Source organism: Variovorax sp. OV084, assembly GCF_900111625.1.
Classification (GTDB): domain Bacteria; phylum Pseudomonadota; class Gammaproteobacteria; order Burkholderiales; family Burkholderiaceae_C; genus Variovorax.
The window spans coordinates 1-20025 of the sequence record NZ_FOII01000006.1; the positions used below are offsets into that span (position 1 = coordinate 1).

The window sequence follows — 20025 nt, forward strand, 5'->3', positions numbered from 1 at the left end:
GTCGCAGACAGTGGGGTCGCCTTTCTTTTGCCTACTTTTCTTTGGCGAAGCAAAGAAAAGTAGGTCGCCCGCCGGGGCGAGTCCCGGCCCCGGAAAACAACCCCTCAGCGCCGCAACAAAGCCGGCAAAGCAGAAGCCAACAAAGCCACCCCAGAAGCAGTCAACAACCCCAACACCAGCTTCCGAAACGCCACCTCACTGATCCCGATATAAAGCCGAGCCCCCAGCAACACAGGCACAGCAACAGCCAGAGCAACAAGCCCCAGCAGAGGCACCACAGAACGCCCGATGCTCCCGCTGAAAACATGAATGGCAAACGCCACCATCAACATCGACAGATTGAAGTTCTGAATCACAGCCCGCTGCGTATCGCGCTGAAAGCCGCGCAAGGTGCACCAGAGCGTAGGAAGAGTCCCCGAGAACCCGCCGATGCCCGCCATCGCGCCACCCATGGCACCCACAACGCCATCAGCCCAACGCCCACCGAACGAAACCTTCGGCAGATGCTGCGACATCAGCATCGCCGGACACCACAGCACCAGCAGCACGCCAAGACACAGCTTGAAGACGACAAGATCGAGGTGCGGCAGCAGCCAGACACCGAACGGCACCCCGACCAGCCCACCGAGCACAAAGGGCCAGAGAACACTCTTGTCGAAAGACCGCCGCACCGTGACCGCCGCGATCACCTGCCCCGTCAACGCGCCAAAGAGAGCAAGCACCGCCGCGAGTTGCGGCTCCAGTGTCCACGCCCAGACTGACATGGCTACCAGCCCGAACGCAAAGCCCGACAGGCCCTGCACGAAACCCGCCAATACAGCACCGGCGATCACATAGACATACAAGGCTTGCATGCGGCCGATGATATCGACCGCACTTCGATCAAAAAGAAGGGACTCAGGCCGAGGCAGGCACCAGCGCCGTGCGCCGCACGCGGCGCACGTTGAACGCACTGGCGATCAGCACACCCTGCACCATCGCCAGCCCCACGATCACGCTCGTGTACTGCCCATGGTCCATCAGCCGCCCGAACACCAGCGGCGCCAGGGCCTGTCCGATGTCGAGCCCCGCATACACCACGCCGTACACGCGCCCGGTCGCATTGGGCGGCGTCGACTTCTTCACCAGCAGGTCGCGCGACGGCCCTGCGACACCCGAGACGAAACCCATGGCCCCGAACAGCACCGGCACCACGACCGGCGGAAAGCTCGCGAACGCCAGCACCAGCGCCAGCGCGGCCGCAATGCCGAAGCCCGCGCCCACGATGCGCTCGCAGCGCGTCGGATCGGAGGCCAGGAAGCCACCCACCACCATCCCCGCGGCGCTCGCCACCATGTAGACCGTGAGGCACACCGCCACCAGCGCCACCGGCACCGCATGCAGGTGTCCCGCGGCCACCGGGGCGAAGGTCTGCACCACGCTGATCACCGCGGCATAGAAGAAGAAGAAACCGAAGCACATCCATACGGCCGGAATGCGCAGGAAGTCGAACTCGCCGCCAACCGGCGCGGGCTCGCCCTGCCCCGTGGCCTTGTGCACGGCGGCCGCGTCGAGCGACAGCACGCTGCGATACGCCCACAGCACCAGCAGCACCACGAGAGCCACCACGCCGGCCGAAGCCAGCGCCACGCGCCACGAGAAGGCGATGGCGATCGGCACCACGAAGGCCGGCGCCAGCGCCCAGCCCAGGCTGCCGGTGATGCCGTGCACGCTGTAGGCATGGCCCAGCCGCGTCGGCGCGACCTTGCGGTTGAACAGCGTGTAGTCCACCGGATGGAACACGCCGTTGCCGATGCCGCCGACCACCGCGCACAACAGCAGCATCCAGTAGCTCTGCGCCGCGGCGTAGCCGAAAGCCGCCAGCCCCAGTGCCCCGAGCCCGACGAACAGCACCGGCCGCGGGCCCAGCTTGTCGACGATGAAGCCCGAGGCCGCCTGCACGATGCACGAGACCACGAAGAACACCGTGAGCACCGCGCCCAGCTCCACATAGCTCACGTTGAACGCGTCCTTCAGCCACGGGAACAGCGGCGCCAGGATGAGCTGGCTGAAATGGCTGACCGCATGGGCCAGGCCGACCAGCCCGATCAGCTTGGCGTCGGTGCGCAAGGTGTTGGTGGGGGGATGGGAAACAGCGCTTGCGGACGAAGTGGAAGACATGGATTGCTACAAAAAAACGGGGCAGGCATCGATGCTATGCGCCGGGGACGCGGCAGAATGGCGATACAGCGACAACATTTGTCGAAACCATGCCAAGCGCCGCCTCACCCACCTCCAGGAGCGCCGCGCCCGCCAGGCCGCGCGGCGCGCTCCCCGCCCCGATCACCAGCGTTGCCTCTCTCACGCCGCACCTCTACGCCCCCGACGCGGTGCGTCCGCTGCGCGCCAAGGAGCACTTCCTGAGCGCGGACACGCTGGTCGAACTGCACGAGCACCCGTGGCCGCAGCTCACTTTTTCCACACGCGGCGTGATCCGCCTGAGCACGCAGGACGGCAGCTACATCGTGCCGCCCTCGCGCGCGCTCTGGGTGCCGGCCAACATGCCGCACAGCATCACGCTGATCGAAGACGCCGAACTGCGCACCGTCTACCTGCACGCCTGGATCGCGCCTACCTGGGAAAAGTGCGAAGTGCTGGAAATCAGCCCGCTGCTGCGCGCGCTGATGCTGGCTCTCGACACCACGCCCGATGGCCTGCCGCCGACCGATCCGCACGCGCCGCAGCGCGAACGCATGATCGCGCCGCTGCTGGTCGACGAGGTGGAGCGCGCCACGCAGATCCGCATCGACGTACCACTGCCCACCGACAAGCGCCTGCGCCAGCTGTGCGAGGCGCTGCTGCGAAACCCGGCCGACCGCGCCACGCTGGCCGAGCGCGCCGCCACCATCGGTGCCAGCGAGCGCACTGTGGCGCGCCTGTTCCGCGACCAGCTCGGCATGAGCTGGCAGCAGTGGCGCCAGCAAGCCGTGATGGCACATGCGCTGCCGCTGCTGGCGCGCGGCATGGCCGTGAGCCAGGTGGCGGCCGCCAGCGGCTATGCCACCGACAGCGCGTTCTGCGCGATGTTCAAGGCCGCCACAGGCCGCTCGCCCACTTCGTTCCAGCACCGCAAGCGGCCCACCTCCCCCTGATGCAGCGGGGCATCGCAGGGGATGCTTCATGGTGCTCTGGCAAGATCGGCGACCGACAACACCATGCACTCACCGATCCCCCTGCACATGGCGCCCGACGCCCGGCCCCCGACGTGGACCGCCGAGATCTGGTTGCGCGTGCGCCGCCATTTCCTGCTGAAAGCGGTCGGCACCACCGTCTTCACTTGGCTGTTCTTCATCGGCTACTTCCATCTGCTGCGCAACCCGGCCTTTCCGGTGGCGGTGATGCCGCTGACGCCGCTGGACCACCTGATTCCGTTCCAGCCCTACACGCTGGGCGCGTACCTCTCGCTCTGGGTGTACGTGGGCATCGCGCCGGGGCTGCAGCTCACGTTCCGCGAACTGGTGGTCTACGGGCTGTGGATCGGCGCGCTGTGCATCACCGGCCTGAGCCTCTTCTACTTCTGGCCGACCCAGATACCCCCTATGGCCATCGACGGCACCGGCTACCCCGGTTTCGCGATGCTGCAGGGTGTGGACGCGGCGGGCAACGCCTGCCCCTCGATGCACGTGGCCGTGGCCATCTTTACCGCCATCCGCGTCGAACACGTGCTGCGCGAGGCGCGCACGCCGGCCCTGTGGCGCGTGCTGAACTGGGCCTGGTTCGCCGCTATCGCCTATTCGACGCTGGCGGTCAAGCAGCACGTGGTGCTGGACGTGGCGGCCGGCGCGCTGCTGGGTATGGCCTTCGCACTACCCTCGTTGCGCTGGCGCCCGGGGGCGCGTTAGCGAGGGGATGCCCCTCGGGTCGGAGCGGATATCATCTGCAATCACTGACCACACTCACCACTGGCCGACGAGGAAGGGATCGATTCAATGGCAACCACCACACGGTGGCAATCGATCAACGGCACATGACGACAGGCATTGCACGATGAGTTCGCTGAAGGAATTGCAGGACCTGATCCACGAGAAGTACGGCATCGAACCGTCGAAGCTCGACCCCCACGCCTCGATGCGGGAAACCGGCGGACTCGATTCGCTGGCCCTCGCCGAGTTTCTGTTCGCCATCGAAGACCACTTCGGCATCACCATGCCCGACGAGGACGCGAGCATCGACACCCTGGCCGAACTCGCGCTGCTGGTCGACAAGGTACGAGCCGCGAAAGTCGCGTGAACCACGAGGTCGCAGTCACCGGACTGGGCGTCATGGCGCCGCACGGCGGCGAGCCCGACGCGCTGTTCCAGGCCCTGCTGCAGGGCCGATCGGCCATCCAGCCCATCTTTGCGGATCTGCCCAAGCCGGCCGCCGCAGCCACCGTGGCCTTCGATGAAACCCGCTGGTTCACCAAGCTGCAGCTGGCGGGCGTCGACCGCGTGAGCCAGCTGGCCGTGGCCGCCGCCGACATGGCGATGCGCGACGCGGGCCTGGCCGTTGCCGACGCCGACCCGGAGCGCGTGGGCGTCTTTGCCGGCTGCGGCATGGGTGGCGCGGCGGCGCTCGAAGCGGCCTACCGCGGCAACGGCCGCGTGTCGCCGCTCACCATTCCCGCCTTCATGCCCAACGCGCCAGCCGCCCATGTGGCAATGCGCCAGGGTGTTCAGGGCCCGGTGCTCACCTACTCGGTCGCCTGCGCTTCTTCTTCGGCCGCGATTGCCGAAGCGGCTAAGGCCGTGCAGCGCGGCGAGGTCGACATCGCCATCGCCGGCGGCAGCGAAGCGCTGATCGTGCCGGGCGTGGTCGTGGCCTGGCAGGCCATGCAGACGCTGGCCACCTTCCAGCCCGGCGAAGCGGCCGGCGCGGTACGGCCCTTTGCCGCCGACCGCAGCGGCTTTGCGCTCGGCGAAGGCGCGGCCTTCCTGATCCTCGAATCCGCCGAGCGGGCACGCGCACGCGGCGCCCGCAGCTATGCCACGCTGGCCGGCTGGGGGCTGAGCAGCGACGCCACCCACCTCACCAAGCCCGATGCACCGGGCCAGGCCCGCGCGCTGCGCACCGCCCTGCGCCAGGCCGGCCTGCAGCCACGCGACGTGGGCTATTGCAACGCACACGGCACGGCCACGCGCATCGGCGACGTGGTCGAGCGCAATGCGCTGGCCGATGTGTGGGGCGACGAGCTCGACACGCTGCGCGTGAGCTCGACCAAGGCACTGCATGGCCACCTGCTGGGCGCGGCGGGCGCGCTCGAAGCGCTCATCACCGTGCTGGCGCTGCACCAGCGGCAACTGCCGCCCAACGCCAACTGCCGCGAGATCGACGCGGACTGCAGGCTGAACCTGGTGACGCAGGACGACGCGGCGGCGCCGTCGCTCGAAGCTGCCATCAGCAACTCGTTCGCCTTCGGCGGCACGAACTCGGTGCTTCTCTTCCGCCGCGCCTAGGCAGGCAAAGTTTCTGGCAGTGCGGCCGCCGCGCACAGCCATGCCACGAAAGCGCTGACCAACGGATCGTCCGTACGGCTCGGCGCCACGAACACGCTGTAGCCCCGGCTCGACGGCGCCCGATGCGGGCAGGCCAGCACCAGCTCGCCCGAACGCAACTCGCGCTCGACGAAGTACTCGGGCACCAGCCCCACGCCCAGGTCGGCACGCACCGCTGCAACCAGCGACGAGAACAGGTCGAAGCGGTGCCCCGTCACCAGGTTTTCGGGCCGCTGCGCATGTGCCGTCTGCTCAAACCACTCTTCCCAGGCACCCACACGCGTGCGCAGCTGCAGCAGCGACGCTGCGCGGAAATCGCCCCGCGCCATGGCCGCTCGCCCCTTTGCCTGTGGCGAGCACACCACCACGCAGGACTCGCCCATCAACGACAGCGCATTCGCGCCGGGCCACACCGCATCGTCGTACTGCACGCCCACGTCGAAGGACATGTCTTCCATGTAGAGGTGCGTCGGGAACACCTGTAGATGCAGGCTGCAGCCCGGGTGCCGCGCGATGAATTCCGGCAGCCGCGGCGTCAGCCAGCCCTCGGCCAGCACCGGCACCGCACCCACCAGCAGGCGCAGGCCGTCGGTGCGCTGTGCCATGGCTTCGAGCGTGTGGTTCTGCAACCGCAGCAGGTCGCCTGAAATCTGCCCGTGGTAGCGCCGCCCGGCTTCGGTGAGCTCGGTGCCGCGCGCCGTGCGCTGCACCAGTCGCACGCCGATCTGGGTTTCCAGCAGCCGCAGCTGCTGGCTCACCGCGCTGTGAGTGAGGCACAGCTCCTCCGCGGCCTTGCCCACGCCATGGTGGCGGGCCACGGCGTCGAAGATCAGCAGCGCGCGGGTGCTGGGAATATGGCGGCGCATGGCGGGCATTGTTAGAAAAACTGACGACGCCGAAGATTAAACCAGAGCGCTCGGCTAACACAGCCGTAAGAATCGCTGAAGACGCCGCGTCGGCGTTGCTCGCCTACAAGGACATCCCCGCACCATGCCCCGCCTCGTGTCGCTTCGTCTCGCCCCGCTCGTTATTGCCCTGGCCTCCGCGGCCGCCGGCCTCGTACACGCCCAGAGCGGCAGCGTCGCGGCCACCCCCACGCAGGTGCGGCCAGACGTGGACAAGGCCTACACACAGCTGATGGCCTCCCCCGCTATCCAGAAGCTGCTCGACGCGGTCAAGGCCGACCACGATCGCTCGGTCGAAGACCTGAAGATGCTGACCGAGATCGAGGCGCCCCCCTTCAAGGAACAGAAGCGCGCCGAAGCCTTTCTCGCCCGCATGAAGGCCCTGGGCCTGACGGACGCAAGGATCGACGCCGAAGGCAACGTCGTCGGCCTGCGCAAGGGCACGGGCAACGGCCCCAAGCTGCTGATCTCGGCTCACCTCGACACTGTGTTCCCCGCCGGCACCGACGTGAAGGTAAAGGAGCGCGACGGCAAGCTCTACGCCCCCGGCATCTCCGACGACACGCGCGGCCTGTCGGTGCTGCTGTCGTGGCTCAAGGTGCTGAACGACAACAAGATCCAGACGGTGGGCGATCTGCTGTTCGTGGGCAACGTGGGCGAAGAGGAACTCGGCAACTTGCGCGGCATCAAGGCCATCTTCCGCGACAACCTCGACATCGACGGCATGGTCGGCCTGGAGCCCGCACCAGACGGCTCGGTGCTGATGCTGGGCACGGGCAGCCACCGCTACGAAGTGACTTTCAAGGGCCCGGGCGGTCATAGCTACGGCGCCTTCGGCCAGGTGCCCAGCGCCATCCACGGGATGGGCCGCGCCATCGCGAAGATCGCCGATATCCGCACGCCGAGTTTCCCGAAGACGACGTTCACCGTCGGCACCGTGGGCGGTGGCACTTCGGTCAACACCATCGCGCCGGATGCGCGCATGGCGGTCGACATCCGCTCCGACGAAATGGCGCCGCTGCTCGAAACCGAAAAGAAGATCCTGGCCGCCATCGACGAAGCAGTGGTCGAAGAAAACAAGCGCTGGAACGTGAGCACGCTGAGCGTGAGCACCAAGCTCATCGGCGACCGTCCGGGTGGCCGCACGCAATCAGACACCGTCATCGTCGAAGCCGCCACGCGCGCGAACAGCGCCTTCGGCCACAAGACGCTGCTGACGGGCGCGAGCACCGACGCCAATGTACCGATGTCGCTGGGCATCCCGGCGATCATCATCGGCGGCGGCGGCAAGACCGGCGGCTTCCATGCGCTGTCCGAGTGGATCGACGTGACCGACGGCTGGAAGGGTGCGCAGAACTCGCTGGTGACGGTGCTCGGCTTGGTCGGGGTGCAAGGCACCAGCGCGCCGCTGCTCGAGAAGCGCCCGCCCCGCGCGAAGTAAGCAGGCAAGCGGGCGTGCACCGAGGGGGTGCGCCCATGGAAGTCTCCGGTATGCTGGTGGCCGCTTTCCATCACGCTGACCGACAGGAGGACACCATGCACGCCCGTTCCACCCTCATCGCCCTGGCTCTGCTTGCGGCAGGCGCCTCGGCGCAAGCCAACGACCTGCTCGACCAATTGAAGGAAAAGGCCGGCGAAGCGGCTACCTCCAACTCGCAAGGCAGCGCAGGCGGATCTGCGCTCGGCAGCCTCGGCAGCAACCTGGGCTTCAAGATGCCCGCCATCGGCTCCAGCACCATGGGCAACGCAGCCGGCGTGCTGCAGTACTGCGTGAAGAACAACTACCTGGGCGGCGACGCGGCCTCGGTGAAAGACAAGCTGCTCGCCAGGATCACCGGGCAGAAGAAGCAGGAAACCGGCTTCGCCAGCGGCGCCAAGGGCCTGCTGCAGGGCGGCGACGGCAAGTCGCTGAACTTCAAGGGCCTGTCGTCGAAGGTGAAGGAAAAGGCTTGCGACTACGTTCTGAAGAACGCGAGTTCGCTGATCTGATCCCGACCCGCATTCCACATCGCTCCCGCGCGGCGCACCGCGCATGCGTTTGCAGTTTTCCCCAGTGCGCCCGCAAATCTCCATGACCCCGGCTGCCCTCTCTCCCTCCCTGCGCCAGCGCCTCGCGCGCTGGGTTCCCTGTCTCGCCTGGCCGCGCCCTTCCGCCGCGCTGCTGCGCAACGAGGCGATGGCTGGCATCACCGTGGCGCTGATGGTCATTCCGCAAGGCGTGGCGTATGCGGCACTGGCGGGCATGCCGCTGGTCACGGGCGTGTACGCGGCGCTGTTCCCGGCGCTGATCGCGGTGATGTTCAGCTCGTCGCAGCGGCTGTCGGTCGGGCCCACGGCGCTCACCAGCCTGCTGGTCGGCGCCTCGCTCGCGCCGCTGGCGGTGGCGGGCAGTGCCGAGTGGGTGGCAATGGCGGTGTGGCTCACGCTGATGTCGGGCACGATCCAGATCGTGCTCGGCGCGGGGCGCTTCGGCTGGCTGCTGCGGCTGGTCAATTCGCCGGTGCTCATCGGCTTCACGCAGGGCGCGGCGGTGCTGATCGCCATCTCGCAATTGCCCGCGCTGCTCGGCTTCACGGGGCGCACCATTCCGCAGGTACTGCAGGGCGGCCCGCTGCCCGACCTCGTGGCCATCGCCTTCGGGCTCGGCAGCATCGCGGTGCTGTGGCTGGGCAAGCGCATGCTCCCGCGCTTTCCGACCACGATGGCGCTGGTGGCCGGCGCTGCCGCCATCAGCTGGATCATCGACTACGCGCTGCGCGGCGGCGCGGTGGTGGGCAGCCTCCCTTCGGGCCTGCCCTCGTTCTACTGGCCCGGCCTGCTGCCCGTGAGCACATTCAGCGCGCTGGTGCTGCCGGCGCTGATGATCACGCTGGTGAGCTTTCTTGAAACCGCATCGAGCGCCAAGGTCGACAACGCGCGTGCCGGCACGCTGTGGAACGAAAACCAGGACCTGATCGGCCAGGGCCTGGCCAAGCTGGCCTCGGGCTTCACGGGTGCGTTTCCTACCAGCTCGTCTTTCTCGCGCTCGGCCATCACGCTCTATGCGGGCGCGCAGACCGGCTGGGCCACGCTGTTCAGCGTGGTCGTCGTGGCCGGCGCGCTGCTGTGGCTGATGCCGCTGCTGTATCACGTGCCGCAGGCGGTGCTGGCTGCGGTGGTGGTCACGGCCATCCTCGGATTAGTAAAGCCCGCGAGCTTCACCGCGCTGTGGCGCATCTCGCGCATCGAGGCGGGCATTGCCTTCGGTACCTTCGTGCTGACCATCGCGACCGCGCCCAGCATCTACTGGGGCGTGCTCGGCGGGCTGCTGGCCGCCCTGGCGCACTACATGTACCGGCACCTGCACCCGCGCATCATCGAAGTGGGCCTGCACCCCGACGGCAGCCTGCGCGACCGCAACCTCTGGAAGCTGCCGCCGCTGGCGCCGCAGCTCTATGCGCTGCGCATGGATGCCGAGCTCGACTTCGCCTCGGCCTCCACGCTGGAACGCGCGCTCACCGTGGCGCTGGCCGAGCGGCCCGAGCTCACCGACGTGTGCCTGTTCGCGCAGCCCATCAACCGCATCGACATCACCGGCGCGGAGGTGTTCGGTTCGATCCGCCGGATGATGGAATCCAAGGGTATCCGCCTGCACCTGAGCGGCCTGAAGCTGCCCGCGATGCAGGTGCTGGAACGCGCCGGCCTGCTGGCCCCGGGGCCGATGCTGTTCAGCTACCGCACCGACGGCGAAGCGCTCGCGGCGCTGATGCCGCGCATCGGCGACATGCCCGTGGTGCAGGAAGCCGAAGCCTGACCTGCCAGCGCCCATGAAGACCACCATCGAAGAACTGGTCGCGTTCCGTACGGTGGTGGACACGGGCTCGATCACGGCTGCGTCCGAGCAGCTGGCGCAAACGGTCTCGGGCATCAGCCGCGCCCTGAGCCGGCTCGAACAGAAGCTCGACACCACGCTGCTGCGCCGCACCACGCGGCGGCTAGAGCTGACGGAAGAAGGCGCGGCCTTCCTGCAGCGCACGCGCGCCATCCTCGATGCCATCGACGACGCCGAAGAGCAGATGGCCGCGCGCCGCCAGCAGCCGGCCGGCCGGCTGCGCGTGAACGCGGCCTCGCCCTTCATGCTGCATGCCATCGTGCCTCTGGTGCCGGAGTTTCGAAGGCTCTACCCGCAGATCAGCCTCGAACTCGACACCGACGACCTGCCCATCGACCTGCTGGAGCGCCGCACCGACATCGCGATCCGCATCGGGCCGCTGCGCGATTCCACGCTGCATGCGCGGCCACTGGGCACGCACCGGCTGCGCGTGCTCGCGAGCCCGGCATACCTCGAAGCGCATGGCAAGCCGCGCAAGGTGGCCGACCTGGCCGAGCACGCGCTGCTGGGCTTCACCCAGCCCGAGTCGCTGAACCGCTGGCCCCTGCGCGGCGTGCACGGCGACGAATGGAACATCGCGCCGACGCTGATGGCGTCGAGCGGCGAAACGCTGCGCCAGCTGGCGCTGGCCGGCGTAGGCATCGTCTGCCTGTCGGATTTCATGACGGGTGCCGACCGCGCCAGCGGCGCGCTGGTGCAGGTGCTGGCAAAAGAAACGGCGGACGTGCGCCAGCCGGTCAACGCGGTGTACTACCGCAACACGCAGTTGACAGCGCGGATCACGTCGTTCCTGGACTTTCTGTCGCAGCGCATGGCCTGAGCTGCGCGGCCGGTGCGGCTTACTGCGGCTGCCTGGCCACGAAGCGCTCGACCGCGGCCGACTTGATCTCGTAGCCGCTCACGCCCATATCCACCGACGAATAGCGCGCCGCCTTCAGCGTGCCGCTGACGTACACCGTGTCCATCGCGTGCAGGCCCTTCACGGTGGTGGCCGCGATCACGTGAACGATCTGGTTGGCGGGCGGCGGCGGGGTGTGGATGCAGGCGCCGAAATACGGCACCAGCAGGAATTCGCGGATGCCGTCCTGCGTGCTGTCGAGTGGCACGACGAAGCCCGCCAGCTTGGCCGGCTTGTCGTCCAGCGCCACGTTGACCGGTGCGTTGTCCCAGACGGCGCGCATCTCGTCGAGCATCTGGATCGCGCGCGGGTCGTTGTCGCGCAGCGCCTCGAGGCTGATGTTGCGGTAGCGCTTGGTCGGGTCCCAACTCTTGGGAATCAGCTCTTCCCACTTGAGCTCGGGGGCCGGCGCGGCGCTCGCGGTCTGCTGCGCCGCCACTCCCGGACCGCAGCCGGTCAGGAGCGCCGCGGCCGGCACAAGCAGGAGCGCAGCCAGCACGGCGCGCGAAAGAAACCTTCTCATGACCACGATTCTGCTTGGGAGATGTTTCAGGCCCGTAAAGCAGGGCCTTTTGCACTCATTTCATCCCAGATTCCACAAATTTGATGTAACGCGCCAGAATGCCGCACCACGAACAACGAGGGGATCCGCATGGCACCGACAGGATGGCTGGGACTCACGTCCCTGGGCACAGTTCATACCGCGATCAGCCTGATCGCCGTCGCCGCAGGGCTGCTGGCCCTGTTCCGCTACAAAGAGATCACGATGCGCACCGGGCTCGGCCAGGTCTTCGTATGGACCACCGTGCTCACCTGCCTCACGGGCTTCGGCATCTTCCAGCACGGCGGCTTCGGCAAGCCGCATGCGCTGGGCATCATTACGCTGCTGGCGCTGGCCGTGGGCACGCTCGCGGGCCGGGGCGTGCTCTTCGGCAAGTCGGCGCGCTATGTCGAGGCCATCGCGTTCTCGGCCAGCTTCCTGTTCCACTGGATTCCGGCCTTCACCGAAACGCTGACGCGCCTGCCGCTCGGCGCCCCGCTGCTGCCGAACGCCGACGCGCCGGAGCTCAAGGCGATCACCGGCGTGCTGCTCGTGCTGTACCTGATCGGCGTCGGCCTGCAGATCCGCCGGCTGCGCGGCGGCGCTGGCGCGCTCAGTCCCGCACCGGCCCGCGCAGGTTCTTGATCTGCGAGCGCTGGCTCTTGCCTTCGAGCCGGCGCTGCTTCGAACCGTAGGTCGGCTTGGTGGCGCGCCGCACGCGCGGTGGCGTAGCCACGCTGTCAATCACCGCCTGCAGGCGCGCGAGCGCGTCGGCGCGGTTCATCTCCTGCGTGCGGTGCTGCTGCGCCTTCAACACGAACACGCCTTCCTGCGTGATGCGGCTGTCGCGCAGCGCGAGCAGCCGCTCCTTCACATCGGCCGGCAGCGAGCTGGCGTGGATGTCGTAGCGCAGGTGCACCGCGCTCGACACCTTGTTGACGTTCTGCCCGCCCGCACCCTGCGCCCGGATGGCGCTGAAGTCGACCTCGTCGGGGTCGATCAGGATGGGTGGGCGGAACATGTGGGTCAGACTCTTTCGAAGACGGCGGCAATGCCCTGGCCGCCGCCGATGCACATCGTGACGAGAGCGTAACGGCCGCCCGTGCGATGCAGCTCGGCAATCGCCTTCGTCGTGATGATCGCGCCGGTCGCGCCCACCGGGTGGCCCAATGAAATGCCCGAGCCGTTCGGGTTCACCTTGGCCGGATCGAAGCCCAGCTCCTTGATGACCGCGCAGGCCTGCGCCGCAAAGGCTTCGTTCGACTCGATCACGTCGAAGTCGCTCACCTTCAGGCCGGTGCGCTCCAGCACCTTGCGCGTGGCCGGCACCGGGCCGATGCCCATGTATGCGGGCTCGACACCGGCGTGTGCGTAGCCGACCAGGCGCGCCAGCGGCTTCAGGCCCCGCGCCTTGACGCTCTCGCCGCTCGCCAGCACCACGGCGGCGGCGCCGTCGTTGATGCCCGAGGCGTTGCCGGCGGTGACGAGGCCGTCCTTCTTGAAAGCGGGCTTCATCTTCGAGAGCGCGTCGACGGTGGTGTCGGCGCGCACATGCTCGTCGGTGTCGAACAAGACGATGCCCTTGCGCGTCTTCACTTCGACCGGAACGATCTGCTCTTTGAAGCGTCCTGCCTCGATGGCGGCTGCCGCGCGCTGCTGGCTGCTTACGGCCAGTTCGTCCATCTGCTCGCGCGTGATGCCGTAGCGGGCAGCCACGTTCTCTGCAGTGATGCCCATGTGGATCTTCTCCCACGGGTCGTGCAGGATGCCCAGCATGTAGTCGACCAGCACCGCGTCGCCCATGCGTGCGCCGTAGCGGGCCGAGGTGTCGAAGTACGGGCCCCGGCTCATCGATTCCGAGCCACCGCCAATGGCGATGTCGCAGTCGCCCAGCGCAATGGCCTGCGCCGCCGACACGATGGCTTGCAGGCCCGAGCCGCAGAGGCGGTTGACGTTGAAGGCCGGCGTCTCGATCGGGCAGCCGGCGTCGATAGCGGCCACGCGGCTGAGGTACGCATCCTTCACGTCGGTGGGAATCACGTTGCCCATGACCACGTGGCCAATGGCATCGGCGGCCACGCCGCTGCGCTCGATGGCAGCCTTGACGGCGGTGGTGGCAAGCTGGGTATTGGGCACGTCCTTCAGCGCGCCGCCGAAGGTGCCGATGGCGGTGCGGGCAGTGCCGACCACGAAGATGTCGCGCGATGTCATGGAATGTCTCTCCTGATGAAAGCGAAAGCCGCACTCAGCGGCGGCTGCAGGAGGACGATTCTGACGGCGAAAGGCGCGACGGGTTGTCGCGCCTGAAATAGCAGTGGCTCAGCCGCGCGAGACCGATTTCGGCGACACGTCGGTCACGTCGCTGGCGCTGCCGCGAATGCGCACCGGGCGCTCCACCGATTCGCCGCGTGCCCGCGCATTGGCCACGTCGGCGGCGGTCGGTTCGGCCGGCTGTGCCGCATTACGAAATTTATCGAAGCCCGAGCGCGGGTTGAAACGCATGACCCAAGGCGTCACGGGCTTGCCCGTGAGACGCCCCCAGGCGTAGCGCACACCCCACACAGCCGCCAGCAGCATGACCGCCACGGCCAGGCTGGCCGCAAAGACCAGCCCCAGGAGCAGAAGAATGACGCGAAAAATGAAGTTCATCATCCAACTTTAGGCCGAAGCCGCCGCCGTTGGTTCCCCGGCCTTGGCGAACGAGAACTTGCCCGGCGACTGGATCGGATCGGTCGTGACCTCGATCGTGTCCTTCGGCCCGAAGCTGCCGTCGAGCAGCAGCTTCGAGAGCGGGTTCTCGATGCGCTGCTGAATGGCACGCTTCAGCGGACGCGCGCCGAACACCGGGTCGAAGCCGACCTTGGCAATTTCTGCCAGCGCCGCCGGCGACACCTCCAGACCCAGATCCATCTTCGCAAGCCGCGCCTTCAGCACCTTGAGCTGGATCGCGGCAATCGATTCGATGTTCTTCGCGTCGAGCGCGTGGAACACAACCGTCTCGTCGATGCGGTTCAGGAACTCGGGGCGGAAGTAGTTCTTCAGCTCGTCCCACACCGCTTCCTTGATCTCTTCGGAAGGCTTGCCCACCATGGCCTGGATGATGGGCGAGCCGATGTTGCTCGTCATCACGATCACGGTGTTCTTGAAGTCCACGGTGCGGCCCTGGCCGTCGGTAAGGCGGCCATCGTCGAGCACCTGCAGCAGCACGTTGAACACGTCGGGGTGGGCCTTCTCGACCTCGTCGAGCAGCACCACGCTGTAGGGCTTGCGGCGCACGGCCTCCGTGAGGTAGCCGCCCTCCTCGTAGCCCACGTAGCCCGGCGGCGCGCCGATCAGGCGCGCGACCGAATGCTTCTCCATGAACTCGCTCATGTCGATGCGGATCAGGTGGTCTTCGCTGTCGAACAGGAAGCCCGCGAGCGCCTTGCACAGCTCGGTCTTGCCCACGCCCGTGGGGCCGAGGAACAGGAACGAGCCGGTCGGACGGTTCGGGTCCGACAGGCCCGAGCGCGAGCGGCGGATCGCGTTGGCGACCGCACCGATGGCCTCGTCCTGGCCGACCACGCGCTCGTGCAGCTTGTCTTCCATCACGAGCAGCTTGTCGCGCTCGCCCTGCATCAGCTTGGCGACCGGGATGCCGGTGGCACGCGCCACGACCTCGGCGATTTCTTCCGCGCCGACCTGGGTGCGCAGCAGCGTGGGCGCGCTGGACTTGCCCTTGTTCGCTTCGTTGGCCTCGGCCTCCTTCAAGCGCTTTTCGAGCGCGGGCAGCTGGCCGTACTGGAGCTCGGCGACCTTGTTGAAGTCGCCCTTGCGCTTCCACTCTTCGATCTGGAACTTGATCTTGTCGACGTCTTCGCGCACTTGTGCGCTGCCCTGGGCCTGGGCCTTCTCGGCCTGCCAGATCTCGTCGTAGTCGGCAATTTCCTTCTGCAGCTTCTCGATCTCGTCCTCGATCAGGCCGAAGCGCTTCTGCGAGGCCTCGTCCTTTTCGCGGCGCACGGCTTCGCGCTCGATCTGCAGCTGGATGAGGCGGCGATCGAGGCGGTCCATGACCTCGGGCTTGGAGTCCATCTCGATCTTGATCTTGGCCGCGGCCTCGTCGATCAGGTCGATGGCCTTGTCGGGCAGGAAGCGGTCTGTGATGTAGCGGTCAGACAGCTCGGCCGCGGCCACGATGGCCGGGTCGGTGATCTGCACGCCGTGGTGCACTTCGTATTTTTCCTGCAGGCCGCGCAGGATGGCGATGGTGGCCTCGACGCTGGGCTCACCCACGATGATCTTCTGGAAGCGGCGCTCCAGCGCGGCATCTTTCTCGATGTACTTGCGGTATTCGTCGAGCGTGGTGGCGCCCACGCAGTGCAGCTCGCCTCGAGCGAGTGCGGGCTTGAGCATGTTGCCCGCATCCATCGCGCCTTCGGCCTTGCCGGCGCCGACCATGGTGTGCAGCTCGTCGATGAAGACGATGGTCTGGCCTTCGTCCTTCGCGAGTTCGTTCAAGACGGTCTTCAGGCGCTCTTCGAACTCGCCGCGGAACTTGGCCCCCGCCAGCAGCGCGGCCATGTCGAGCGACAGCACCCGCTTGCCCTTGAGCGAATCGGGCACCTCACCCGCAACGATGCGCTGTGCGAGGCCTTCGACGATGGCGGTCTTGCCCACGCCGGGCTCGCCGATGAGCACGGGGTTGTTCTTGGTGCGGCGTTGCAGCACCTGGATGGCGCGGCGGATTTCCTCGTCGCGGCCGATGACCGGGTCGAGCTTGCCCAGGCGGGCGCGCTCGGTCAGGTCCATGGTGTATTTCTTGAGCGCTTCGCGCTGGCCTTCGGCATCGGCGCTGTTCACGCCCTGCCCGCCGCGCACGGCGTCGATGGCGGCTTCGAGCGACTTGCGGCTCAGGCCGTTTTCGCGGGCGGTCTTGCCGATGTCGGCCTTGCTGTCGGCCAGCGCGAGCAGGAAGAGTTCGCCGGCAATGAACTGGTCATTGCGCTTGAGGGCTTCCTTTTCGGTGGCCTGCAGCAGCTTGCCCAGTTCAGGGCCGACCTGGACGATGTCGTGGCCCTGCACCTGCGGCAGCTTCTTGATGGCGGCCTCGGCCGCCTGCGTCAGGCCAGGTACGTTGACGCCGGCACGCTCCAGCAGGGCGCGCGGGCCGTCGTCCTGGCGCAGCATCGCGACCAGCAGGTGGGCCGGTTCGATGTAGGCGTTGTCGCTGCCCAGCGCGAGCGTCTGGGCATCGCCCAGAGCTTCCTGAAATTTGGTGGTGAGTTTGTCTTGTCGCATGGTGGTATTCCTGCATCCAAAATAGGGCTGTTCGGGCACGATTCAAGGCTGCCGGCTATGCCGGTGCCGTGGGCACGGCTATTGCACAAGATCCGTTTCCCCTGCCCGTAGGCATTTCCCTCTCTCGAATGGAGTCGATCATGGTTTTTTCAATGCAGCGCGTTCAACCGGTGCGCCGGGCGATCAGCGTGGGCCTCTTTCTAGCCGCCATGGGCCTGTCCGGCCTTGCGCAAGCGCAAAGCGGCACCCCCATCCGCCTGCTCGTGGGCTTCCCCGCCGGCGCCGGCACCGACGCCATTGCACGCACGCTGGGCGAAAAGCTCAAGGATGTGCTGGGCGTGCCCGTGGTGGTCGAGAACCGCGCCGGCGCGGGTGGGCAGATTGCTGCAACGGTGCTGAAGTCTTCCCCGGCCGATGGCCACACGCTGTTCCTGTCGCACGACCACACCATCTCGATCCTGCCGCAGGTGGTGAAGAACCCGGGCTTCAACCCCGCCACCGACTTCGTGCCCGTGGCCGGCTTCGCCACCTTCGCCAACGTGCTGGCGGTGTCGGGCGGCACGCCGGCCAAGAGCATCGACGAGTACGTGAAGTGGGTCCGCACGCAGAAGGGCGGCAAGGAAACCATCGGCATCCCGGCGCCGGCCTCGATCCCCGAGTTCCTGGTGAAGATGATCTCGGACAAGTACAAGATCGACGTGCAACCCGCGCCCTACCGCGGCAGCGCGCCGATGACGGCCGACATGCTGGGCAACCAGATCACCGCAGGCATCGCCTCGGTGCCTGACTTCATCGAGAACCACAAGGCGGGCAAGGTGCGCATCGTGGCCTCCATCGGCGCCAAGCGCCAGGCCGTGATTCCGAACGTGCCGACCTTCACCGAGCTGGGCTTCTCGAACCTGGAAGACCTGCCCTACTACGGCATCTTCGCGCCGGTGGGCACGCCGCAGCCGATCATCGACAAGTACGGCGATGCGCTGCAGAAGGTGCTGGCGATGCCTGACGTGAAGCAGAAGCTCACGACGATGGGGCTGACGGTCGGCTACGAGCCGCAGGGCCAGTTCGCGGGCCGCGTGCGCACGTACACGCAGACCTGGGAGCGGATCATCCAGGCGAGCGGCTTCAAGCCCCTCTGAGCGTCTTCAGGCATTCGGGGCGCTGATGCCCCAGCGCGCCAGCGCCGCGTCGTCGGCCACGCGCGCATCGACCCAGCGGGCGCCTTCGGGCGTCTGCTCTTTCTTCCAGAACGGCGCCTGGGTCTTGAGATAGTCCATCAGGAACTCGCAGGCCTCGAAGCTCTGGCCGCGGTGCGCCGACACCACCGCCACCATCATGATCTGGTCCAGCGGCTGCAGCAGCCCGACGCGATGGATCACGCGCGCGCCGAGGATGTCGAAGCGCTTGTGCGCCTCGTCGATCATGGCTTCGATGGCCTTTTCGGTCATGCCGGGGTAGTGCTCCAGCTCCATCGAGGCGACGGTGCTGCCGTCGTTGCGGTCGCGCACGGTGCCCACGAAGCTGCAGACGGCGCCCACGCGTTTGTCGCCGTCGCGCAACGCGGCAACCTCCTGCGAAAGGTCGAAATCGGCCGTCTGGATCGAAACACGCGCAACGCTCATGTCCGAATTGTGGCATCGCGATAGACTGCCGCAATGCCTTGTCCCGCCACGCTCTTCCCGGTGCCTTCGCACCCCGAAGGCCGCCGCGCGCGCCAAGGCAGCAACAAAGCCAAAAAACCAAAGCTCGTCTGACCGGAGCCGAGGTTCCGTCGTCGGATGAGCGACGGAACCTGCCAAGGTTTTTTTGGCCCCCTCATGGGTTTCGCGCGCATCGGACGGTGGTTCTTTCCATCGGTCGATTCCTGAAAGGAAACCCGCGTGCCTCATCAACAACCAAGCTCCGCTACCCCTGACTTCTCCGGCTTCTGGGTGGCCCTCGTCACACCGTTCCACGACGGCGCTGTGGACCATGCCGCCCTCGCCGCGCTGACCCGGCGGCTCGCCGACGACGGAGTGACGGGCTTCGTGCCCTGCGGCTCCACTGGCGAGGCCGCCGCGCTCGACGAGGCAGAGCAACTGGCCGTGCTCGACACCGTGATGGCAGCGGCCGGCGGGCTGCCGGTCGTCATGGGCATCTCCGGCTACCACCTGGGCAAGGCCACGGCCTGGGCGCGCAAGCTCTCGGAACGCCCGCTGGCGGGCCTTCTGGTGTCCGCGCCGAACTACATCCGCCCGTCGCAGGCCGGCCTGCTCGAATGGTTCCGCGCCATCGCCGATGCGAGCACGGTGCCGGTGCTGGTCTACGACATTCCCTATCGCACGGGCGTCACCATCGCCCGCGACACGCTGCTGACGCTGGCCGAGCATCCGCGCATTCGCGGCATCAAGGACTGCGGCGGCGACATGGCCAAGACGCGCGCTGTGATCGCCGACGGGCGGCTGCAGGTGCTCACGGGCGAAGACCACCAGATCTTCGGCACCATGGCCGAAGGCGGCGTGGGCGCCATCGCGGCCAGCGGAAACGTGCAGACGCGCCGCTTCGTCCGGCTGGTGCGCCTGCTTGCGGAAAACCGGCTGCCCGAGGCGCGCGCCGAATGGCAGGCGTTGCAGCCGCTGGTGGAAATGCTGTTTGCCGAACCGAACCCGGGCCCGCTGAAGGCATTGCTGGCGCACATGGGCGAAATGCGCGACGAGTTGCGCTCGCCGATGACCCGCGCGTCCGACGGCCTGCGCGAGCGCCTCGTGGCGCTGGATGCCCGGCTCAACCGCCCGTGACAGGCGGGAAGAAAGCGACTTCGCAGCCTTCGCTCAAGGCGGCGGCCTCGTCGCTCATGGCCTGATCGAGCGCCATCCGCACCGCCTTGCCGCGCGCAAGCGCGGTGGCGTAGGCGCTGCCCCTGGCGATGAGTTCGTCGCGCAGGGCCGACAGCGTTTCGGCTTGTGTGTCGACGGTTTCACCGCTGCTGGAAAGTGCCTCGCGCACCGAGGCGAAATAACGGACCTGGATCTTCATGACGG

The 20025-nt window shown here is 67.4% G+C and carries 21 protein-coding genes; 11 read left to right on the plus strand and 10 right to left on the minus strand.

Going from position 1 to position 20025, the window contains the following annotated elements; genetic code table 11:
• Positions 1 to 104: 104 nt before the first annotated feature.
• Together BMW87_RS17240 and BMW87_RS17245 are read right to left on the minus strand one after the other, a co-directional pair.
• Positions 105 to 854, minus strand: coding sequence for a sulfite exporter TauE/SafE family protein (locus BMW87_RS17240; RefSeq protein ID WP_093077633.1), 750 nt, complete (start codon positions 852 to 854; stop codon positions 105 to 107).
• A gap of 43 nt (positions 855 to 897) precedes the next feature.
• Positions 898 to 2160: an MFS transporter gene (locus tag BMW87_RS17245; protein ID WP_093077635.1), complete on the minus strand. Its 1263-nt coding sequence runs from the start codon at positions 2158 to 2160 to the stop codon at positions 898 to 900.
• An 89-nt stretch (positions 2161 to 2249) separates the two neighbouring features.
• On the opposite strand from BMW87_RS17245, the gene BMW87_RS17250 reads away from it, so the two are divergent.
• The 4 genes from BMW87_RS17250 (at position 2250) to BMW87_RS17265 (ending at position 5474) form a co-directional block, all read left to right on the plus strand.
• Entirely contained in the window at positions 2250 to 3131 is an 882-nt protein-coding gene (locus BMW87_RS17250; protein ID WP_093077636.1) for an AraC family transcriptional regulator, read from the plus strand.
• Between the two features lie 63 nt (positions 3132 to 3194).
• Complete coding sequence (locus BMW87_RS17255; protein WP_371258816.1) at positions 3195 to 3881, plus strand: phosphatase PAP2 family protein; 687 nt, start codon at positions 3195 to 3197, stop codon at positions 3879 to 3881.
• Positions 3882 to 4026: 145 nt separating this feature from the next.
• A complete protein-coding gene (locus BMW87_RS17260) occupies positions 4027 to 4269 on the plus strand; it encodes an acyl carrier protein (protein WP_093050999.1) in 243 nt (80 codons plus the stop codon).
• Positions 4266 to 5474: a beta-ketoacyl-[acyl-carrier-protein] synthase family protein gene (locus BMW87_RS17265; RefSeq protein ID WP_093077640.1), complete on the plus strand. Its 1209-nt coding sequence runs from the start codon at positions 4266 to 4268 to the stop codon at positions 5472 to 5474. The genes BMW87_RS17260 and BMW87_RS17265 overlap by 4 nt, the downstream gene beginning before the upstream one ends.
• Here the strand turns inward: BMW87_RS17265 and BMW87_RS17270 are convergent.
• Positions 5471 to 6379, minus strand: a complete 909-nt coding sequence (locus tag BMW87_RS17270) for a LysR substrate-binding domain-containing protein (RefSeq protein ID WP_093077940.1) — start codon at positions 6377 to 6379, stop codon at positions 5471 to 5473. The two genes, BMW87_RS17265 and BMW87_RS17270, sit on opposite strands and share 4 nt — an antisense overlap.
• Positions 6380 to 6503: 124 nt before the next feature.
• On the opposite strand from BMW87_RS17270, the gene BMW87_RS17275 reads away from it, so the two are divergent.
• The 4 genes from BMW87_RS17275 (at position 6504) to BMW87_RS17290 (ending at position 11109) form a co-directional block, all read left to right on the plus strand.
• Positions 6504 to 7859 (plus strand): M20/M25/M40 family metallo-hydrolase, encoded by a 1356-nt coding sequence (locus BMW87_RS17275; RefSeq protein WP_093077641.1) that lies wholly within the window; start codon positions 6504 to 6506, stop codon positions 7857 to 7859.
• Between the two features lie 95 nt (positions 7860 to 7954).
• A complete protein-coding gene (locus BMW87_RS17280) occupies positions 7955 to 8407 on the plus strand; it encodes a DUF2501 domain-containing protein (RefSeq protein ID WP_256216807.1) in 453 nt (150 codons plus the stop codon).
• A gap of 82 nt (positions 8408 to 8489) precedes the next feature.
• Positions 8490 to 10211, plus strand: coding sequence for a SulP family inorganic anion transporter (locus BMW87_RS17285; protein WP_093077643.1), 1722 nt, complete (start codon positions 8490 to 8492; stop codon positions 10209 to 10211).
• A gap of 13 nt (positions 10212 to 10224) precedes the next feature.
• A complete protein-coding gene (locus tag BMW87_RS17290) occupies positions 10225 to 11109 on the plus strand; it encodes a LysR substrate-binding domain-containing protein (protein WP_093051019.1) in 885 nt (294 codons plus the stop codon).
• Positions 11110 to 11128: 19 nt separating this feature from the next.
• Here the strand turns inward: BMW87_RS17290 and BMW87_RS17295 are convergent, their stop codons facing one another.
• Complete coding sequence (locus BMW87_RS17295) at positions 11129 to 11710, minus strand: DUF3299 domain-containing protein (RefSeq protein ID WP_177192797.1); 582 nt, start codon at positions 11708 to 11710, stop codon at positions 11129 to 11131.
• Positions 11711 to 11839: 129 nt separating this feature from the next.
• On the opposite strand from BMW87_RS17295, the gene BMW87_RS17300 reads away from it, so the two are divergent.
• Positions 11840 to 12373: a DUF2306 domain-containing protein gene (locus tag BMW87_RS17300; RefSeq protein WP_093051025.1), complete on the plus strand. Its 534-nt coding sequence runs from the start codon at positions 11840 to 11842 to the stop codon at positions 12371 to 12373.
• On the opposite strand, the gene arfB is transcribed toward BMW87_RS17300, so the two are convergent.
• The 4 genes from arfB to clpB form a co-directional block, all read right to left on the minus strand.
• Positions 12342 to 12749, minus strand: a complete 408-nt coding sequence (gene arfB, locus BMW87_RS17305) for an alternative ribosome rescue aminoacyl-tRNA hydrolase ArfB (protein ID WP_093077646.1) — start codon at positions 12747 to 12749, stop codon at positions 12342 to 12344. The two genes, BMW87_RS17300 and arfB, sit on opposite strands and share 32 nt — an antisense overlap.
• Before the next feature lie 5 nt (positions 12750 to 12754).
• Entirely contained in the window at positions 12755 to 13939 is a 1185-nt protein-coding gene (locus BMW87_RS17310; RefSeq protein ID WP_093077647.1) for an acetyl-CoA C-acyltransferase family protein, read from the minus strand.
• A 108-nt stretch (positions 13940 to 14047) separates the two neighbouring features.
• The gene (locus BMW87_RS17315; protein ID WP_256216808.1) at positions 14048 to 14377 is read right to left on the minus strand and encodes a hypothetical protein; all 330 of its coding nucleotides are present in this window, start codon (positions 14375 to 14377) and stop codon (positions 14048 to 14050) included.
• A 9-nt stretch (positions 14378 to 14386) separates the two neighbouring features.
• The gene (clpB, locus tag BMW87_RS17320; protein ID WP_093077649.1) at positions 14387 to 17008 is read right to left on the minus strand and encodes an ATP-dependent chaperone ClpB; all 2622 of its coding nucleotides are present in this window, start codon (positions 17006 to 17008) and stop codon (positions 14387 to 14389) included.
• Positions 17009 to 17148: 140 nt separating this feature from the next.
• Here clpB and BMW87_RS17325 point away from each other — a divergent pair, with 140 nt between their 5' ends.
• Positions 17149 to 18144 (plus strand): Bug family tripartite tricarboxylate transporter substrate binding protein, encoded by a 996-nt coding sequence (locus BMW87_RS17325; RefSeq protein ID WP_093077650.1) that lies wholly within the window; start codon positions 17149 to 17151, stop codon positions 18142 to 18144.
• A 6-nt stretch (positions 18145 to 18150) separates the two neighbouring features.
• Here BMW87_RS17325 and BMW87_RS17330 read toward each other — a convergent pair whose 3' ends face one another.
• Positions 18151 to 18627 carry a molybdenum cofactor biosynthesis protein MoaE gene (locus tag BMW87_RS17330; RefSeq protein ID WP_093077652.1) on the minus strand — a complete coding sequence of 159 codons (477 nt, stop codon included), beginning with the start codon at positions 18625 to 18627 and terminating at the stop codon, positions 18151 to 18153.
• A gap of 258 nt (positions 18628 to 18885) precedes the next feature.
• Between BMW87_RS17330 and dapA the strand changes: the two genes are divergently transcribed.
• Positions 18886 to 19782 carry a 4-hydroxy-tetrahydrodipicolinate synthase gene (gene dapA / locus BMW87_RS17335; RefSeq protein ID WP_093077654.1) on the plus strand — a complete coding sequence of 299 codons (897 nt, stop codon included), beginning with the start codon at positions 18886 to 18888 and terminating at the stop codon, positions 19780 to 19782.
• Here dapA and moaD read toward each other — a convergent pair.
• The gene (gene moaD / locus BMW87_RS17340; protein ID WP_093077656.1) at positions 19769 to 20020 is read right to left on the minus strand and encodes a molybdopterin converting factor subunit 1; all 252 of its coding nucleotides are present in this window, start codon (positions 20018 to 20020) and stop codon (positions 19769 to 19771) included. The genes dapA and moaD overlap by 14 nt on opposite strands.
• Positions 20021 to 20025: the final 5 nt, after the last annotated feature.

What these genes read in the sequence shown, in the direction of transcription:
- BMW87_RS17330 (WP_093077652.1), bottom strand. Translation starts at nt 18,627, where the DNA reads ATGAGCGTTGCGCGTGTTTCGATCCAGACGGCCGATTTCGACCTTTCG.
- BMW87_RS17325 (WP_093077650.1), top strand. Translation starts at nt 17,149, where the DNA reads ATGGTTTTTTCAATGCAGCGCGTTCAACCGGTGCGCCGGGCGATCAGC.
- BMW87_RS17280 (WP_256216807.1), top strand. Translation starts at nt 7,955, where the DNA reads ATGCACGCCCGTTCCACCCTCATCGCCCTGGCTCTGCTTGCGGCAGGC.
- BMW87_RS17290 (WP_093051019.1), top strand. Translation starts at nt 10,225, where the DNA reads ATGAAGACCACCATCGAAGAACTGGTCGCGTTCCGTACGGTGGTGGAC.
- BMW87_RS17310 (WP_093077647.1), bottom strand. Translation starts at nt 13,939, where the DNA reads ATGACATCGCGCGACATCTTCGTGGTCGGCACTGCCCGCACCGCCATC.
- BMW87_RS17300 (WP_093051025.1), top strand. Translation starts at nt 11,840, where the DNA reads ATGGCACCGACAGGATGGCTGGGACTCACGTCCCTGGGCACAGTTCAT.
- BMW87_RS17245 (WP_093077635.1), bottom strand. Translation starts at nt 2,160, where the DNA reads ATGTCTTCCACTTCGTCCGCAAGCGCTGTTTCCCATCCCCCCACCAAC.
- BMW87_RS17275 (WP_093077641.1), top strand. Translation starts at nt 6,504, where the DNA reads ATGCCCCGCCTCGTGTCGCTTCGTCTCGCCCCGCTCGTTATTGCCCTG.
- BMW87_RS17255 (WP_371258816.1), top strand. Translation starts at nt 3,195, where the DNA reads ATGCACTCACCGATCCCCCTGCACATGGCGCCCGACGCCCGGCCCCCG.
- arfB (WP_093077646.1), bottom strand. Translation starts at nt 12,749, where the DNA reads ATGTTCCGCCCACCCATCCTGATCGACCCCGACGAGGTCGACTTCAGC.
- BMW87_RS17250 (WP_093077636.1), top strand. Translation starts at nt 2,250, where the DNA reads ATGCCAAGCGCCGCCTCACCCACCTCCAGGAGCGCCGCGCCCGCCAGG.
- BMW87_RS17285 (WP_093077643.1), top strand. Translation starts at nt 8,490, where the DNA reads ATGACCCCGGCTGCCCTCTCTCCCTCCCTGCGCCAGCGCCTCGCGCGC.
- BMW87_RS17240 (WP_093077633.1), bottom strand. Translation starts at nt 854, where the DNA reads ATGCAAGCCTTGTATGTCTATGTGATCGCCGGTGCTGTATTGGCGGGT.
- BMW87_RS17270 (WP_093077940.1), bottom strand. Translation starts at nt 6,379, where the DNA reads ATGCGCCGCCATATTCCCAGCACCCGCGCGCTGCTGATCTTCGACGCC.
- BMW87_RS17295 (WP_177192797.1), bottom strand. Translation starts at nt 11,710, where the DNA reads ATGAGAAGGTTTCTTTCGCGCGCCGTGCTGGCTGCGCTCCTGCTTGTG.
- moaD (WP_093077656.1), bottom strand. Translation starts at nt 20,020, where the DNA reads ATGAAGATCCAGGTCCGTTATTTCGCCTCGGTGCGCGAGGCACTTTCC.
- BMW87_RS17260 (WP_093050999.1), top strand. Translation starts at nt 4,027, where the DNA reads ATGAGTTCGCTGAAGGAATTGCAGGACCTGATCCACGAGAAGTACGGC.
- BMW87_RS17315 (WP_256216808.1), bottom strand. Translation starts at nt 14,377, where the DNA reads ATGAACTTCATTTTTCGCGTCATTCTTCTGCTCCTGGGGCTGGTCTTT.
- clpB (WP_093077649.1), bottom strand. Translation starts at nt 17,008, where the DNA reads ATGCGACAAGACAAACTCACCACCAAATTTCAGGAAGCTCTGGGCGAT.